This window comes from Tardiphaga sp. 37S4 (genome assembly GCF_021044645.1).
Classification (GTDB): domain Bacteria; phylum Pseudomonadota; class Alphaproteobacteria; order Rhizobiales; family Xanthobacteraceae; genus Tardiphaga; species Tardiphaga robiniae.
Window position 1 is genome coordinate 4,517,669 of record NZ_CP088008.1, and the last position, 16,076, is coordinate 4,533,744.

The 16,076-nt window shown below is 61.9% G+C and carries 14 protein-coding genes and 1 riboswitch; of the genes, 2 read left to right on the plus strand and 12 right to left on the minus strand.

Features of this window, described 5'->3' with window-relative positions; translation table 11 throughout:
• The first annotated feature begins 69 nt into the window (after positions 1-69).
• On the plus strand, positions 70-1,233 hold the full coding sequence (locus LPB73_RS21475) for a M48 family metallopeptidase (protein ID WP_231078109.1): 1,164 nt from the start codon (positions 70-72) through the stop codon (positions 1,231-1,233).
• Between the two features lie 5 nt (positions 1,234-1,238).
• Here the strand turns inward: LPB73_RS21475 and LPB73_RS21480 are convergent, their stop codons facing one another.
• The 9 genes from LPB73_RS21480 to LPB73_RS21520 form a co-directional block, all read right to left on the minus strand.
• Entirely contained in the window at positions 1,239-1,871 is a 633-nt protein-coding gene (locus LPB73_RS21480) for a hypothetical protein (protein WP_089262445.1), read from the minus strand.
• Between the two features lie 111 nt (positions 1,872-1,982).
• Positions 1,983-2,969, minus strand: coding sequence for an MDR family oxidoreductase (locus LPB73_RS21485; RefSeq protein ID WP_231078110.1), 987 nt, complete (start codon positions 2,967-2,969; stop codon positions 1,983-1,985).
• A 138-nt stretch (positions 2,970-3,107) separates the two neighbouring features.
• On the minus strand, positions 3,108-3,602 hold the full coding sequence (locus LPB73_RS21490; protein WP_349768814.1) for a 6,7-dimethyl-8-ribityllumazine synthase: 495 nt from the start codon (positions 3,600-3,602) through the stop codon (positions 3,108-3,110).
• Between the two features lie 95 nt (positions 3,603-3,697).
• Positions 3,698-3,850: riboswitch (FMN riboswitch) on the minus strand.
• 65 nt (positions 3,851-3,915) lie between these two features.
• Entirely contained in the window at positions 3,916-5,169 is a 1,254-nt protein-coding gene (locus tag LPB73_RS21495) for an MFS transporter (RefSeq protein ID WP_089262451.1), read from the minus strand.
• Positions 5,170-5,247: 78 nt separating this feature from the next.
• Positions 5,248-5,394: a hypothetical protein gene (locus tag LPB73_RS21500; RefSeq protein WP_231078112.1), complete on the minus strand. Its 147-nt coding sequence runs from the start codon at positions 5,392-5,394 to the stop codon at positions 5,248-5,250.
• 40 nt (positions 5,395-5,434) lie between these two features.
• Entirely contained in the window at positions 5,435-6,877 is a 1,443-nt protein-coding gene (locus LPB73_RS21505) for a cell wall hydrolase (RefSeq protein ID WP_231078113.1), read from the minus strand.
• Between the two features lie 161 nt (positions 6,878-7,038).
• Positions 7,039-7,212, minus strand: coding sequence for a hypothetical protein (locus LPB73_RS21510; RefSeq protein WP_231078114.1), 174 nt, complete (start codon positions 7,210-7,212; stop codon positions 7,039-7,041).
• Between the two features lie 28 nt (positions 7,213-7,240).
• Positions 7,241-10,213 carry a pyruvate, phosphate dikinase gene (gene ppdK / locus LPB73_RS21515; protein WP_231078115.1) on the minus strand — a complete coding sequence of 991 codons (2,973 nt, stop codon included), beginning with the start codon at positions 10,211-10,213 and terminating at the stop codon, positions 7,241-7,243.
• Positions 10,214-10,331: 118 nt separating this feature from the next.
• A complete protein-coding gene (locus tag LPB73_RS21520; protein ID WP_089262456.1) occupies positions 10,332-10,490 on the minus strand; it encodes a DUF3096 domain-containing protein in 159 nt (52 codons plus the stop codon).
• 247 nt (positions 10,491-10,737) lie between these two features.
• On the opposite strand from LPB73_RS21520, the gene LPB73_RS21525 reads away from it, so the two are divergent.
• Positions 10,738-11,103, plus strand: a complete 366-nt coding sequence (locus tag LPB73_RS21525) for a DUF1236 domain-containing protein (protein WP_231078116.1) — start codon at positions 10,738-10,740, stop codon at positions 11,101-11,103.
• Positions 11,104-11,369: 266 nt separating this feature from the next.
• Here the strand turns inward: LPB73_RS21525 and LPB73_RS21530 are convergent, their stop codons facing one another.
• From LPB73_RS21530 to LPB73_RS21540, 3 genes are all read right to left on the minus strand, one after another.
• Positions 11,370-12,470 (minus strand): hypothetical protein, encoded by a 1,101-nt coding sequence (locus LPB73_RS21530; protein ID WP_175368723.1) that lies wholly within the window; start codon positions 12,468-12,470, stop codon positions 11,370-11,372.
• Positions 12,471-12,722: 252 nt separating this feature from the next.
• On the minus strand, positions 12,723-14,981 hold the full coding sequence (glyS, locus tag LPB73_RS21535; RefSeq protein WP_231078117.1) for a glycine--tRNA ligase subunit beta: 2,259 nt from the start codon (positions 14,979-14,981) through the stop codon (positions 12,723-12,725).
• The gene (locus LPB73_RS21540) at positions 14,981-15,913 is read right to left on the minus strand and encodes a glycine--tRNA ligase subunit alpha (RefSeq protein ID WP_231078118.1); all 933 of its coding nucleotides are present in this window, start codon (positions 15,911-15,913) and stop codon (positions 14,981-14,983) included. Before LPB73_RS21540 ends, glyS begins: the two co-directional genes overlap by 1 nt.
• Positions 15,914-16,076: the final 163 nt, after the last annotated feature.

The window sequence follows — 16,076 nt, forward strand, 5'->3', positions numbered from 1 at the left end:
GAAGACTGGATTGCTTCGTCGCAAGAGCTCCTCGCAATGACGGCTGATAGTGAATCCTAGGACTGCATCATGGCCGCCTATGGTCTCTATACGCATATTGCCTCGAACAAGACGCGTTCGATGCTGCTGCTCGCAGGGCTATTCCTGCTGATCTACGTCATGGTGTTCGCCGGCGCCCTGATCGGCGAGGTGGCCGTTAACAGCAACGGCTCGGTTGCGTATTATATCAACGCGGCAACGCGAGACCTGATCAAGGCGCTTCCCTTCGCCACCATCGGCGCGGTGCTGTGGATCGTCATCGCCTATTTCGGTCATCAAAAGATGATCGACAGCATCACCGGCAGCGAAAGCGTAACGCGGCAGGAGCAGCCGCGGCTCTATAACCTCCTTGAGAACCTCTGCATCTCGCGCGGCATCCCGATGCCGAAGCTCAAGGTGATGGACTCTGATGCGCTGAACGCCTTCGCCACCGGCCTCAACCCCCGGCAATATTCCGTCACGGTCACGACGGGCCTTCTGCGCGCGCTCAACGATGACGAGATGGAAGCGGTGCTCGGCCACGAGCTGACGCATATCCGCAATGGCGACGTGCAGCTGATGGTAGTCGCCGTCATCATCGCCGGCGTGGTCGGCTTTGCGGCTGAACTGTTCTTCCGGATATTCATCAATTCCGGCTTCCGCTTCGGCGGCAGCCGATCGTCGCGATCGTCTTCCTCGTCTGACAGCAACAGCAAGGGCTCCGGCGGCGGCGCTATCATCGTCATCATCATCGCCGTGGCACTGATCGCGCTGGCCTGGGCGCTGTCGCTGGTGGTGCGCTTCGCGCTCTCGCGCTCCCGCGAATTACTGGCGGATGCAGGTTCGGTGGAACTGACCAAGAATCCCGACGCCATGATCTCGGCGCTGCGCAAGATCGAGAATCGCGGCGAACTGCCCGGCGCGACATCGGCCGTCATGGAGATGTGCATCGACAATCCCCGCGAGGGTTTTGCCGACCTGTTCGCGACGCATCCGTCGGTGGATTCGCGGGTCGCGGCACTGGTGAAATTCGCCGGAGGACACGATCCCGGCCGGATGGCGCTGCCGTCCGATACGGACGCGCCCGGAGAGGCCGACGACACGCCGCCGCTGCCGCCGCGCTCCGGCCCATGGAGCAACGGCAAATCGCCTACAGGCAGTGCGCAGGAGCCGTTACAGGGCCCGCTCAAAGGACCTTGGGGTCGCCACGCCTAGCTTGCTTAGTTGGTGGATTTGCGCAGTTCGAGCGCTTCGGTCTTTTCGGGCTCCGGCGTCTTGGCAATTTCCTTGGCCGGCTCGGATTTGATCGATCCGACGGCGTCGATCTTGCTGCTCTCGACGCGCGGGGTCGAGACGCGTGTCACCGTGTTGTCGGCACCGGCGGAGGCGTCGGCGGAACGGGTCGTTGAGGGCGCACGCAGCGAGCGCGGGGCCGACAGCGAACGCGCCATCAGCATCTGGCCGCGGCCGCCCTGATGGCGGAAATCGCAATAGGCGAAGCCCATGCCGGAGACCGAGCCGCGGAACGAGCGCTCGTCATTCTTGTTGAGATTGAAACACGGTTCGAACGGGATGCCCTTGATCGAGGCGCAGATGGCTTCGCCGCGGACCTGAAGCGTATTGCCCGGCAGGCGCATGTTGCGCGCCGGACCGGAGCCCGAAAACTGGACAGCGCCCGCCGCACCGCCATCGTCGAACACGCGGCCTGCGCCGCGGGTGCCGTCGAAACAGGTAAAGGCAAAGACCTTGCCGGCAACAAACTTGCGGGCCTCTTCGGCCGTCATCGACCCAGCCAGCGCGGGGGTCGCCACCGTGGCGGCAAGCACCGCTCCCAACACATAACGCGCAACCATAGGATACTCCGAACAACCGAGCGCGGATGACCGCCTGATGTCTTTACCCGCTGCTTACCATACCAACCGTGGCAACAATGGAGCAGGTTGGTTGGTAAAGTCTGAACGTCGTTAGCCGATCTTTACCACGATTCGCCCGCGCACCTGCCCGGCCAGAACCTTGGCGCCGGCGTCGATCACCTGGTCCAGCGGAATTTCCTGAGTGATTTCAGCGAGTTTTGTGTGATCCAGATCCGTCGCCAACCGCGCCCAGGCCTGCTGTCGCAGCTCGATCGGGCACATGACAGAATCGATGCCGAGAAGACACACGCCGCGTAAAATGAACGGTGCAACCGAAGATGGCAGGTCCATGCCGGCTGCGAGACCGCAGGCGGCGACGGCGCCGCGATACTTCGTCATCGACAGGAGATTCGCCAGGGTGGTCGAACCGACGCTGTCGATGCCGCCCGCCCAGCGCTCCTTGGCCAGCGGTTTGGCCGGGCCGGACAGCTCGTTGCGGTCGATGATCTCGCTGGCGCCAAGGCCCTTGAGATAGCCCTCCTCGGACGTGCGCCCCGTCGAGGCGATGACCTGGTAACCGAGCTTCGACAGCACCGCGATCGCCACCGAGCCGACGCCGCCGGCCGCCCCCGTCACGACGATCGGGCCATCGGCCGGCTTCAGCCCGTGCTTCTCCAGCGCCAGTACGCTGAGCATTGCGGTGTAGCCGGCGGTACCGACCGCCATGGCGTCGCGGGTGGTCATGCCGGCCGGCAGCCGCACCAGCCAGTCGCCTTTCACGCGGGTCTTTTCGGCATAGGCGCCGAGATGGGTTTCGCCCATGCCCCAGCCATTGCCGATCACCTTGTCGCCGGGCTTCCAGTTCGGATTCTCCGAGGATTCCACCGTGCCTGCGAAATCGATGCCGGCGATCATGGGAAAACGCCTCACCACCGGCGCCTTGCCGGTGACGGCGAGGCCGTCCTTGTAATTCACCGTGGACCATTCGACCCGCACGGTGACATCGCCATCCATCAATTCGGCTTCGTCGAACTGCGTCAGCGCAACCGTGGTGCCTTTGTCAGCCTTGTCGATGCGGACAGCCTTGAACGTTCCCAACACGCGTCTCCCGAATTTTGCTTGTGATTTCTGCTGCCGAATTATGCCGTGCCGTGGCGGGAAACGCCACCCGCACCAGCCGGTCAGGAGCCTTGCAGCCCTGCCCGGCCGTAACGGCATAACGCGGTGTTGCGGCGATCAGGCGGCCAGTTGCCGGGTCGCCGCGATATTGGCGACGGTCGCTGCACAGGCCGTCGCCGCCTCGGTGCCCTTCACGACGAAATGCTCGCGGAAGAACCTGACGTGTTCGGCATGTTCGTGGAAATGCTGCGGCGTCAGCACCGCCGAGATCACCGGCACTTCGCTGTCGAGCTGCACCCGCATCAGGCCATTGATGACAGCCTCGCAGACGAATTCATGGCGGTAGATGCCGCCATCGACAATGAGACCGGTGGCGACGATCGCCACATAGCGCCCGGTGCGCGCCAGCAATTTGGCCTGCAACGGAATTTCGAAGGCGCCGGGCACTTCGAATAAATCGATCTGACTGTCAGGCACACCACGCCGTGCAAGTTCGGCGACAAAACCGACATGGCATTGATCGACGATATCCTTGTGCCAGCACGACTGGATGAAGGCGATCCGCCCGGTCGATGGTGCAAGATTTACGGAAGTGGAAGTTTTGAAGTTCATCACAGGCTGATTCATGGATGCTCTCGCGGTTTGAGACCAGAATCAGGACGTACGGTCACACGCCGAGCATCCGCCAAGGCGGACTCCCTGCGCATACCCGTTCTCTTTCATCCGGACTATGACCGTCGGCTCCGGCATCGCACCGGATCTGCTGACCCTGACGGTATGACCCGTCAGGCGCTCGCGGGCTTCCGGGCTTGCGCCCGATTACCGCCGGTGGGGATTTTCACCCCGCCCTGAGAACGAAGGCCGCCCCGACTGGGACGGCCAAGATCAATTTTTATCGCGGGAGATCAGCGAGTCAACAACAGGCTCATGCCGGTTGTGCAATCGGACGCTTCACCGGCTCTTCCACGATCGGCAGATTGATCAGTGCCGACAGCACGCCGAACAGCACCGACAACCACCACACCGGCGTGTAGGAACCGAACTTGTCGAACACGACACCGCCCAGCCAGGCACCGAGGAAGCCACCGACCTGATGGCTGAAGAAGGCAAAGCCATACAGCGTTGCCAGCCAGCGCGTGCCGAACATCAGCGACACCAGGCTCGATGTCGGTGGCACGGTGGAGAGCCAGGCAAGCCCGCTGATGGCGCCGAACACGAGCGCCGAGGTGGTGGTCAGCGGCAGCATGATGAAGGCCACCGTCGCCAGCGCGCGGGTGAAATAGATGAAGGACAGGATATAGCGCTTCGGCAGTTTGCCCTGCACATAGCCGACCGTCAGCGAGCCGATGATGTTGAACAGGCCGATGATGGCAATCACCCAGCCGCCCACAGCCGCCGGCAAGCCGCGATCGACCAGATAGGCCGGCAGATGCATGGTGATGAAAGCGAGCTGGAAACCGCAGGTGAAGAAGCCGAGCACCAGCAGCACATAGGAGCGATGGCCGAAGGCTTCCGTGAGTGCGCTCTTGAACGACTGCTTCTGCGCCACCGGCGCGTCGGCGGACGCGGCACTCGCGGTCGGCGTCGCCAAGGCAAGCGACAACGGGATCACCAGCAACATCAGCACCGCGAACACGGTGAGCGTCGCCTGCCAGCCGGTGTTGTCGATCATCGCCACGGTGAAGGGCGCAAAGATGAACTGGCCGAACGAGCCTGCGGCGGTGCCGGCGCCGAGCGCGATGCCGCGCCATTCCGGCGGTACCAGTTTGCCGAAGGCGGACAGCACCAGATTGAACGAGCAACCCGACAGGCCAAAGCCGATCAGCAGTCCAGCGCTGATATTCAGCTCGAGCGGTGTCGAGGAATAGCGCATCATCAGCAAACCAGCCGCATAGAGGAAGGCGCCGACGCAGATCACGCGCACGCTGCCGAACTTGTCGGCGACGGCGCCGGCGAAAGGCTGGCCGATGCCCCAGAGCAGGTTTTGCACGGCGAAGGCGAGCGCGAAAACGTCACGGCCCCAGCCGAACTCCTGGCTGAAAGGCTGCATGAAGAAGCCGACGCTGGAACGCGGCCCGAAGGTCAGCATGCCGATCAGCGATCCGCAGATGATGATCACCAGCGGGGTACGCCAGCCAAAACCAGATGCCGGGCGCGTCGCGCCGTCAATTGCCGCCATGTCGTTTCCCCGGATCAAATTCGGATTGAAAATTCACCCGGCCCAAGAGCGCAGGCCCGGTCCGGATTGGACGGGAGATTAATGCATTCGCATGGAAATCCCAATGGCGATGATGGGGATTTCAGAGGATGCATTGCTGGGATGCAGGGCCACGCAGACGTCATCACAGCCCAGGGCGGGATAACATTCTGCGAAATCCGGAATGGAAAGAGCGATGCCGGGCATGGCATCGCTCTTGGCAGGCTCGGAGGTAAAGTCGTGGCTGTTACGGCTTGATTTCGGAGAGCTTGGCGGAGATTTCCGCCGTCTGCGCCGCCGTGCCCCAGCTCGGCGCCTCGCTGCCGTCGCCCCAGTTACGTGGACGGTAGAAGGAGTGCACGCCGGTCTTGTACATCTTCTTCATCTCGCGGACCCAGGACGGGTGCACCCAATAGGCATGGTAATGTGTGGACTTCGCGACTTCCGGCAGCCAGATCCGGCCGTCCAGCGTCGCCTTCGCGATCTTGCGGGCGCGCTCCCACATATCCGGCTCTTTCACGACATCCGGAATGCCGTCGCAGGCGAAGGTGAACTGGCAGGCCAGGCGGCGATGCTTGTTCTGATAGACGACGCCGCAGACGGTTGTCGGATAGAAGCCAGAGAACACGCGGTTCATCACCACCTGCGCCACCGCCATCTGGCCGCGCACCGCCTCGCCGCGGGCCTCAAAATAGATGGCTTCCGTCAGACACTTTTCCTGCTTGCCGCGGGTCTGCTCGGTGAGACCCATACGTTCGGCCGGCGTCTTCGCACGCTGATTGGCGCTGTTGACCTCGCCCTTGCCGGCAACGCTTTCGCCGCCGTCGGTCGGGTTGATCGCCGCATTCGGCACCACCGCCGTAGCCTTCATGTCCGGGTCGAGGCTTGAGCCCGGCATAGCAATGCCTGGCACGGCTGTGCCTGGCATTACGATGGTCGGCTCTTCGCCGGGCTGCCAGCGTTCCATTGTCTCGACCGATGCGCCAAGCGACGAACTTCCGAAAAACAGGCTCGCGGTCTTCACCGAGAAGCCGTCCTTGGCCGGCGCCGGCTCGACGGGGATCACCGCCGCATCGGTCTTGGCGTCCTCGGTGGGCTGCACGGACTGCGATGCGTCGTATTGCGCAAGCGGCGGGGCACGCAGCGCTTCATCGAGTTCGGGATCCAGCGGGGCATGCTGCACGGATGGCAGTGCATCGACGGTCTTCGCGCCCATCACCGATCTGTTGTCGTCGAAAGAGTCCTGTCTGGCCGGCTCATCAGGCACCACGCTCTCCGGCGCGCGGATGGCCAGGCGATCGCCCTTCAGCGAGCGATCCACTTTTGGAAAATCTGCAGCTTCATAGCGGCGAGGCGGCTGCGCCAGCGGATTGCGGGTCAGTGCACCGGTGATGTCAGTCAGCGCTCCGCTGGCAGCGATGCCGGAATTGTCGAGGCTGGCGAGTTGCAAGGTGGGATTGCGCGAGGCCGTGCCCATCGGGCGGCCGAACGAGAATGTCGCAACCTGGATGGAGGAGACAGCGGGCGCGAACACGCGCTTCTGCCAGCGTTCGGTCACGCCCGGCTGGCGAGCCAGCAGCGAGGCGATGTCCTGATAGCCAGATTCTGTCGGGGCCAATGCGAAAACGCAGAGACCGAAGCCGAAGAACGCGCCACGCGCGCCCTTCGGCCGGTTACGCAGTACTAACATCGATACGCTCACGCAACGCTTACACCAGCATCGCCCTGCACGGCACTAATCTGCACATCCGTACATTTCGATCTATTTCGTTAGTACGGAATCAAAGTTGCCGCGGAGTTAATCGGCGATGCAACGACGCCACACGCAAGCTGTACGAGCGCAGCGCAAAATCATTCGAAAGCCTTGGTAAACCGCGGCTCCACAAAAGTAGTAAACATCGCGTTGACAAAGATGATGAAGAGAAATTCGCGGATGCGTGAAAATGTTTGCGAGTTCCATTCCGACGCACGAACAAACACGGCATGAGGCACGCAATAAAAATGGCCGGGGAACTTCCCGGCCATTTTTCAGATCATGAAATCAGCGAAGCACTTACGCCTGGCTGGAAATTTCCTTCCCGAGCGCAGCCTGTGCGGCAGCGAGACGCGCGATCGGCACGCGATAGGGCGAGCACGATACGTAGTCGAGGCCGATCTCATGGCAGAAGGCTACCGATGCCGGATCACCGCCGTGCTCACCGCAGATACCAACCTTGATATCAGGTCGAGTCTTGCGGCCACGCGCGACGCCGATCTTCACCAGCTCGCCGACGCCGCTGCGGTCGACCGTGATGAACGGATCGACGGGCAGAATGCCCTTGGCGATATAAGTACCGAGGAAGCTCGCGGCGTCGTCACGGCTGATGCCGAAGGTCGTCTGCGTGAGATCGTTGGTACCGAACGAGAAGAATTCGGCGGTCTCGGCGATCTCGCCGGCCAGCAGACAGGCACGCGGCAGTTCGATCATGGTACCGACCGAATAGTTCAGCTTGCCGCCGGTCTCCTTCATCACCGACACCGCAGTGGCATCGATGCGCGCCTTGATGAGATCGAACTCCATCTTGGTGACGATCAGCGGCACCATGACTTCGAGGCCGACCTGTTCGCCAGTGCGCTTGCCCGCTTCGATCGCGGCTTCGAACAGCGCGCGCGCCTGCATCTCGGCGATTTCCGGATAGGCGATCGCAATGCGTACGCCGCGGAAGCCGAGCATCGGATTGAACTCGGCGAGATCACGCGCACGGTCCGCAAGCTTGCGCGGATCGGTGCCCATGACACGCGCCACTTCCTCGACTTCGCCCTGGGTGTGCGGCAGGAATTCGTGCAGCGGCGGATCGAGCAGACGGATCGTGACGGGCAGGCCCTTCATGATCTCGAACAGTTCGACGAAGTCGGCGCGCTGCATCGGCAGCAGCTTGGCGAGCGCGGCGCGGCGGGCCTGCTCGTCTTCGGCGAGGATCATCTCACGCACGGTGCGGATGCGGGTCTCTTCGAAGAACATGTGCTCGGTGCGGCACAGGCCGATGCCTTCAGCGCCGTACTTGATGGCGGTGCGGGCATCTTCCGGCGTGTCGCCATTGACGCGGACCTTGAGCTTGCGGACTTTGTCGGCCCAGCCCATCAGCGTTGCGAATTCGCCCGACAATTCCGGCTCGATCATCGGCATGCGGCCGGACAGCACATGGCCAACCGAACCGTCGATGGTGATGACGTCGCCAGCCTTGAACACGCGGCCACCGATCGACATGGTGCCGCGGCCGTAGTCGACGCGGACGGTGCCGCAGCCGGAGACGCAGGGCTTGCCCATGCCGCGCGCGACCACCGCCGCATGCGAGGTCATGCCGCCGCGGGTGGTAAGAATGCCTTCGGCAGCGTGCATGCCGTGAATGTCTTCCGGCGAGGTTTCGACGCGAACAAGAATAACCTTCTTGCCGTCGGCCTGCAGCTTGGCGGCTTCGTCCGACGAGAACACGATCTCGCCCGATGCGGCGCCCGGCGATGCCGGAAGGCCGGTGGCGATGACGTCGCGATTGGCCGATGGATCGATGGTCGGATGCAGGAGCTGATCCAGCGACGCCGGATCGATGCGCGATACCGCATCCTTCTGCGAGATCACGCCTTCATTGGCGAGTTCGACCGCGATGCGGATCGACGCCTTGGCAGTACGCTTGCCGTTGCGGGTCTGCAGCATCCAGAGCCGGCCCTGCTCGACCGTGAACTCCATGTCCTGCATGTCGCGGTAGTGCTTCTCGAGTTGGGTGTAGATGCGCGTCAATTCCTTGAACGCCTCCGGCATCGCCGCTTCCATCGACGCCTTGTCCGAACCGCTCTCGATCCGTGCGTCTTCGGTGATGTCCTGCGGCGTGCGGATGCCCGCCACCACGTCTTCACCCTGCGCGTTGATCAGGAATTCGCCATACAGCTTGCTCTCGCCGGTCGACGGGTTGCGCGTGAACGCAACGCCGGTGGCCGAGGTCTCGCCCATATTGCCGAACACCATGGCCTGCACGCTGACGGCGGTGCCCCACGACTCCGGGATATCGTGCAGGCGGCGATAGGTCACCGCGCGGGTATTCATCCAGGATGAGAACACGGCGCCGACGGCGCCCCAGAGCTGCTCGTGCGGATCCTGCGGGAAGTCCTTCCCCGTTTCGCGCGCGACGGCTTCCTTGTACTGGCCGACAAGCTTGACCCAGTCGTCACCATCGAGATCGGTGTCGAGTGTGTAGCCCTTGTTGTCCTTGTAGGTGTCGAGAATGTCCTCGAAGTGATGATGCTCGAAGCCGAGCACCACGTCGGAATACATGGTGATGAAACGGCGATAGCTGTCATAGGCAAAACGCTTGTCGCCCGATAGTTCGGCCAGCGCTTCCACCGTGGTGTCGTTGAGACCGAGATTGAGGACCGTGTCCATCATGCCCGGCATCGAGGCGCGGGCGCCGGAGCGCACCGAAACCAGCAGCGGGTTTTTCTCGTCGCCGAAGCCCTTGCCGGTGATCTTGCCGACAGCCTCGAGCGCCTTCTCCACCTGCGACTGCAATTCCTTCGGATAGGATTTGCCGTTCGCGTAGAAATAGGTGCAGACCGAGGTCGGAATCGTGAAGCCGGGAGGCACCGGCAGGCCCAGATTGGCCATTTCAGCGAGGTTCGCGCCCTTGCCGCCGAGCAGGTCGCGCAGGCCAGCCTTGCCCTCGGCCTTGCCGCCGCCGAACGAATAAACCCACTTGCCAGCCTTGATGGCGTCAGTCACCGGCTTGCTGGTGGCCTTCTTGACGGCCTTGGTCGCCGAAGTCTTGGCTGTAGAAGATTTGGCCACAACCGCCTTCTTGGATGCGGGAGCCTTTGCAACAGGCTTCGGAGCAACCTTTGCTTTCACAGCCGTTTTGGCCTTCGCCGCGGATTTTGCTGCAGGTTTTGCAGCTGACTTCTTAAGCGCCTTGCGGGCCACCGAAGCTACTTTGGGCGCAGCCTTGGACAACTTTGACTTCGCAGGGGCTTTCTTGGACTTCGAGGCGGTTTTGGCCATGGTTCTCAATCAATCCGCGAGAGGAAACGACAGGGAAATGTGCCGCGTTACACCACGTTTCAGGGACGTGGCGCAAGCAGCCCGGAGGTACCGCTGTAGGTAACGGCCGTGTCGAAATTTAGCCGATTTTCAACATCCTGAAGACGCCGAGTCCGGCCAGTCCGACGAAGATCAGATAGATCGCCACCACCAGATTGAGAAACCGCGGCATGATCAAAATCAGAACGCCAGCGATGAGCGCGACGATCGGCTGGATGTGAGCTGCCGTGATGACCATGGGGTGTCTCCGTGAGGGAATCGATTCGGGTGCGATGCGCCGCGGGGATTTAGCAGCATAAAGACGCCCTGCCCATCAATGGGTTCCCGCATACCTGCCTGCAGTGCATCAAAAACCAGCAATTGCACCTGTGAAATTCCGGAACGATCGCTGGCGGCATGCATTGGCGGACGGTGAATAAATCAGACCAGGCTGGATGGCACAGACCGGCGCGGCAAGCCGGACATCGTTCACGAAGGAGACGATCATGCGAAACAAACTTATTGCAGCAGCGGCCCTTGTCGGCGCGCTCGGCGCACCGCTGGCCGTGCAGGCTCAGGGCGTCACCGTCGGTGTATCCGGGGGCGATCGCGTCATCGTCGACAACAACGATCCCGATGGCATTACCGTGCAGGAGCGTCCGGCATTCCGTGAATATGTAGTGCGCGAACGCGTGCCGACCTTCACCGTGCCCGATCGCATCGTCGTCGGCACCACGCTGCCTGAAGCCGGCGTGACCTATTACGACGTGCCGCAGACTGTGGCCACGACGCCGTATCGCTACACGGTGGTGAATGGTCAGACAGTGCTGGTGGAGCCGCGCTCGCGCCGCATCGTGCAGGTCGTCGACTAGCACGTCACGTTGAAAGAAGATTCGTTCGGGCGCCGCGAATGGCGACCGGGCGAAGAAGCCCCGCCCCGGTCATCCCCCACCGGGCGGGGCTTTTTTTGTTTGCGCATGACGCCACAAGCTCCGCCTCATGGTGAGGAGCGCGACTTCGCGCGTCTCGAACCATGAATGGGTGAGCGCCGGCGTTTGCAGCCATCCTTCGAGACGCGGCGAAGATGCCGCTCCTCAGGATGAGGACGGAGTGTTGCAGCACCTTCCTGTATCGACGCTTATCCGCTCTTCAGCAGCGACAGGATGTGATTGGTCGACTTGTAGCTCGCCACTGCATTGTCGCGGAAACTCGGCGTCCAGTTGGAGGCGGTCCGCTCCTCATCGCTCATCGCCGAATAGGTATTGAGAATGCCGAGGCTGAACTGGCTGGGATCGCCGCTCTTCTGGCTTGCCTGCAACGCCTCGAGAATGCTGGTGCGATTACGTGAATCGAGCACCTGCTTGGCGGCGAAACTCTCTTCCTTCGAGAACAGACCATCCTGATTGAGGGAGATCGCTGACAGCGAACGGTTGTCAACGGCGGAAAAATCCGCGAGCTGGCCGGTCTTGCGGCGGCTGTCATAAACGAGTTCGCCCTTGCCCGCCTCTTTCGCCGCCTTGGCCTGCGCATCCAGCGCCGCACGCACGCTCTTCGCAACGGTGGCGATGTCCTGCACGGGCGTCGTTGTATCGGGCTGCGCGAGATAGGCTGCGACCGGATCGTTGGCGATGCCTGATGGCGCCTTGGTCGGTGTCTGCTCGGTCGCCTGAATGCCCTTCAGCACGGCCTCGCGCTGCGCGGACCAGGCCGCCGAGGCTTTCTCTTCGCTGCCCGCGGCATCGAGATAGTCCAGCGCCGCCTTGTAGATGCCGCTGAAATCGCCGGTGAGCTTGGCCGTGCCTGCAGCAGGCGCCAGCGCCGCGTTGAAACGATTGCCCAGTTCGGCTTGGGCGACCTTCTGCTCGTCGGCGGTGAAGGTGCCGCCATTGTTGGTGGCCATGGCGTAGAGCGAACGGCGATCCAGCGTCGAGAGATCGATGGTCAGCTTGCCGTCCTTGTCCAGCGGGCCCGTCGCCTTTGCGGCCACATATTGGGCCGCCAGCTTCGCCCGCAGATCCGTAATGACGGTCGCGATATCCTTGTCGGAGCCGGAGCTCGCAAGCTTCGCCCGCGCCGCCTCCGACAGCGTCAGATTGGTCGCCGCATCGGACGAGGACGACGAGGCGCTTTCATTACTGTTGAGCGCATTGGCCAGCGATGGCTGCGCAGTGGCGGCGGCCCGCGCATAGGCGGAGCCGTAATTGGCATAGGGATTGAGGCCGGTATTGACCGAGGTCATGGGCGATCCTTGGGCAGTCCTGCCCGCGCTGGGAAGCGACGGTTAAGAAACCGTTACGGAACCGGACCATTTCAAGGGATGGTTAATGAAGGGTAAATGTTTCGGAAGGTGTCGGGATATTTCTGGGCTCGACACTCTGTCATGCCCGGGCTTGTCCCGGGCATCCACGCCTTGGCAGCGTGCACAGGAAGACGTGGATGGCCGGGACAAGCCCGGCCATGACGTAGAGAGGACGGTATACCGGCCTCCGTCTCAATCCTGGATCTTCGAGAAATCCGCCACCGCACGCGTCGCCGCGCGGATCTCGTTCAACAGCTTCAGACGATTTTCGCGGACCGCCGCGTCGTCGTCATTGACCTTGATGCCGCTCTCCTTGGCAAAAAACGAGTCAACCGCACTGCGCAGTGTCGATAAAGACTCCATCGCAGACTCGAAGTCCTCTCTCCCGAGATGAAAATTTGCATCGGCAACCGTACTTTGGATCGTGTTCCAAAGATGCTGCTCGATCACATTTGCCATCAGTGATGGATCGGGATTGCCCTCGAACGTTCGTTTGTCTTTCTTTTCTTCAATTACAAGAATGTTTGAAGCTCGCTTGGTACCTGCAAGCAAGTTCTTACCATCGTCAGTCTCTAAGAACTTCCCGAGCGCCTCGACGCGGCGAACGATCATCAAGAGATCGTCCTGACCGCCAAGAGCAAACACCGCATCGACAAGATCGTGACGCGCGCCTTGATCGCGTAGTTGGACCTTAAGGCGGTCTGCGAAGAAGGTGAGAAGATTCTCAGATAGATTGCGCTTGTAGGTTGCTAGGACCTCTTGCCGGTAAGGAGCGACCTTTTCCTCGGTGATAGGACGAGTAATAGCAACATATCGAGCAATGACCTCGGCACCTCCGACGTACAAAGCGATTCGCACTTGGTTCTGACTAGGTTCGATGACGTGGACCAACCGGACAAATGGCTCTATAGCGCTGGAGAAAATATCGACCAACGAGAGGCGGACCTGCGCATCAACAATCGACCTAATAACACCCAACGCCGCACGACGCAGTGCGAACGGATCCTTTGACCCTGTCGGTTTTTCGTCGATGGCCCAGAAGCCCACTAGTGTATCAATCTTGTCGGCAAGAGCGACCGCGATGCTCACGGGATCGGTCGGCGCGCTGTCTCCCTGCCCTTGGGGCTTCCAATGGTCTTCCGACGCTGCAGCTACAGCAGCATCCTCACCCTGAGCCAATGCATAGTATTTCCCCATCAAGCCCTGCAGCTCGGGAAATTCGCCGACGACTTCGGTGAGCAGATCAGCCTTGGCGAGCTGCGCGGCACGCTTGGTCTTGACAGGATCGGCACCGACCAACGGCGCGATCTCGACGGCCAAACGCTCGATGCGCTTGATGCGCTCCGCCTGCGTACCCAGCTTCTCGTGAAACACGATCTGGTCGAACTTCTGCAGTAACTCGTCGGTCGATTTCGACTTCCAGTTCTTGAGATCCGTCTCGTAGAAGAACTTCGCATCCGACAGGCGCGCGCGGATGACGCGCTCGTTGCCGGCGATGATCGCCGTGCCGCCGTCACTCGCCTCGATATTGGCGGTGATGATGAACTTGTTGGTCAGCTTGCCCGTCTTAGGATCGCGGACCACGAAGCATTTCTGGTTGGCGCGGATGGTGGCGCGGATCACCTCGTCCGGGATCGACAGGAAGTCCTTGTCGAACGAGCCCATCAGCACCACAGGCCATTCGACCAGGCCCGCGACTTCGTCGAGCAGCGCGGGGTCTTCGACCAGCTCATAGCCCTGCGCGAACGTGAGCTGCCGCGCATCGGCCAGGATGATCTCCTTGCGGCGCTCGGGATCGAGCACGACCTTCGCGGCCTGCAGCTTCGATACGTAATCGTCGAAGCGGCGCACCTGGATCGCATCAGGCGCAAGGAAGCGATGGCCGTAGGTGGTCTGGCCGACACTGACACCGCTGAGGTCGAACTGCACCACTTCCGGTTCTTCGGTCTCGATGCCGAAGGTCGCGACGATGGAATGTAGCGGACGCACCCAGGTCAGCGCGCTGGATTTCGCGGAAGCCGCACCCCAGCGCATCTGCTTCGGCCACGGGAAGGTGCGGATGATGATCGGGAGAATTTCGGCCAGTACATCGACCGTCGGCTTGCCCGGCTTTTCCGTCAGCGCGATGTAGAAATCGCCCTTCGGATCGCGCTGGATCTTGGCCTCATCCAACGAGGCGAGGCCGGTGGCTTTCAGAAAACCCTGGATCGCGGCTTCGGCGCCGCCGACGCGCGGTCCCTTGCGCTCCTGCTTGAGGTCGGATTGGCGCGCGGGAATGCCATGCACCGTGAGCGTCAGACGACGCGGCGTCGCAAAGGCCTTGGCGCCTTCATAAACGAGACCTTCGGCAACCAGTCGGTCAGTGACCATGCGGCGCAGGTCTTCCGCCGCCTTGGCCTGCATGCGGGCGGGGATTTCTTCGGAAAACAGTTCGAGGAGAAGATCAGGCATCAGGCAGCACTTCCGGCTTCGGTATGCACCCACGCTTCGCCGCAGGCCTTGGCGAGTTCGCGGACGCGCATGATGTAGCTCTGGCGTTCTGTGACCGAGATCACGCCGCGCGCATCGAGCAGATTGAAGACATGGCTGGCCTTGATGCACTGGTCATAGGCCGGCAGCGCCATCAGATGTTCTTCGCGCTTGTCGCTCTTCCAGCCGGCGTCGAGATACTTTTTGCAGGCGGCTTCGGCCATCTTGAACTGCTCGAACAGCATCACGATGTCGGCATGTTCGAAATTGTGCCGGGAATATTCCTGCTCGGCCTGCAGGAAGACGTCGCCATAGGTCACCTTGTCGGCGCCGTCGCGGCCGTTGAAGTTGAGATCGTAAACGCGGTCGACGCCCTGCACATACATTGCGAGGCGTTCGAGACCGTAAGTGAGTTCGCCCGACACCGGCGCGCATTCGACGCCCGCGACCTGCTGGAAGTAAGTGAACTGGCTGACTTCCATGCCGTCGCACCAACATTCCCAGCCGAGACCCCATGCACCCAAAGTCGGGCTTTCCCAGTCGTCCTCGACGAAGCGCACGTCATGCAAGGCGGTGTCGATACCGATGGCCTTGAGGGACTGGAGATAGAGGTCCTGCAGGTTCGCCGGCGACGGCTTCATGATCACCTGGAACTGGTAATAATGCTGCAGCCGGTTCGGGTTCTCGCCGTAACGGCCATCCTTCGGCCGGCGCGACGGCTGCACATAGGCGGCCTTCCAGGGCTTCGGCCCCAGCGCGCGCAAGGTCGTCGCGGGATGGAAGGTGCCGGCGCCCATTTCCATGTCGTAGGGCTGCAGGATCACGCAGCCCTGCTCGGCCCAAAACCGCTGCAGAGCGAGAATGAAGCCCTGGAACGAACGTTCCGGGCGCATGTGCGGAGGCAGGGAGTCCATGGTGGTTTCTGGGCCGTTTTTCCGGGGATTCGCCAAGGGGATCAAGGCGGATCAAAGCGCGCGGACCGTATCGGCGCGGCCTTGCGGAATCAAGGCAATGCGGCCCGATTTGGCGGTAACCGACGGGTAACCGCGCCGGCACATCGCCTGATCAGCAGGGTTA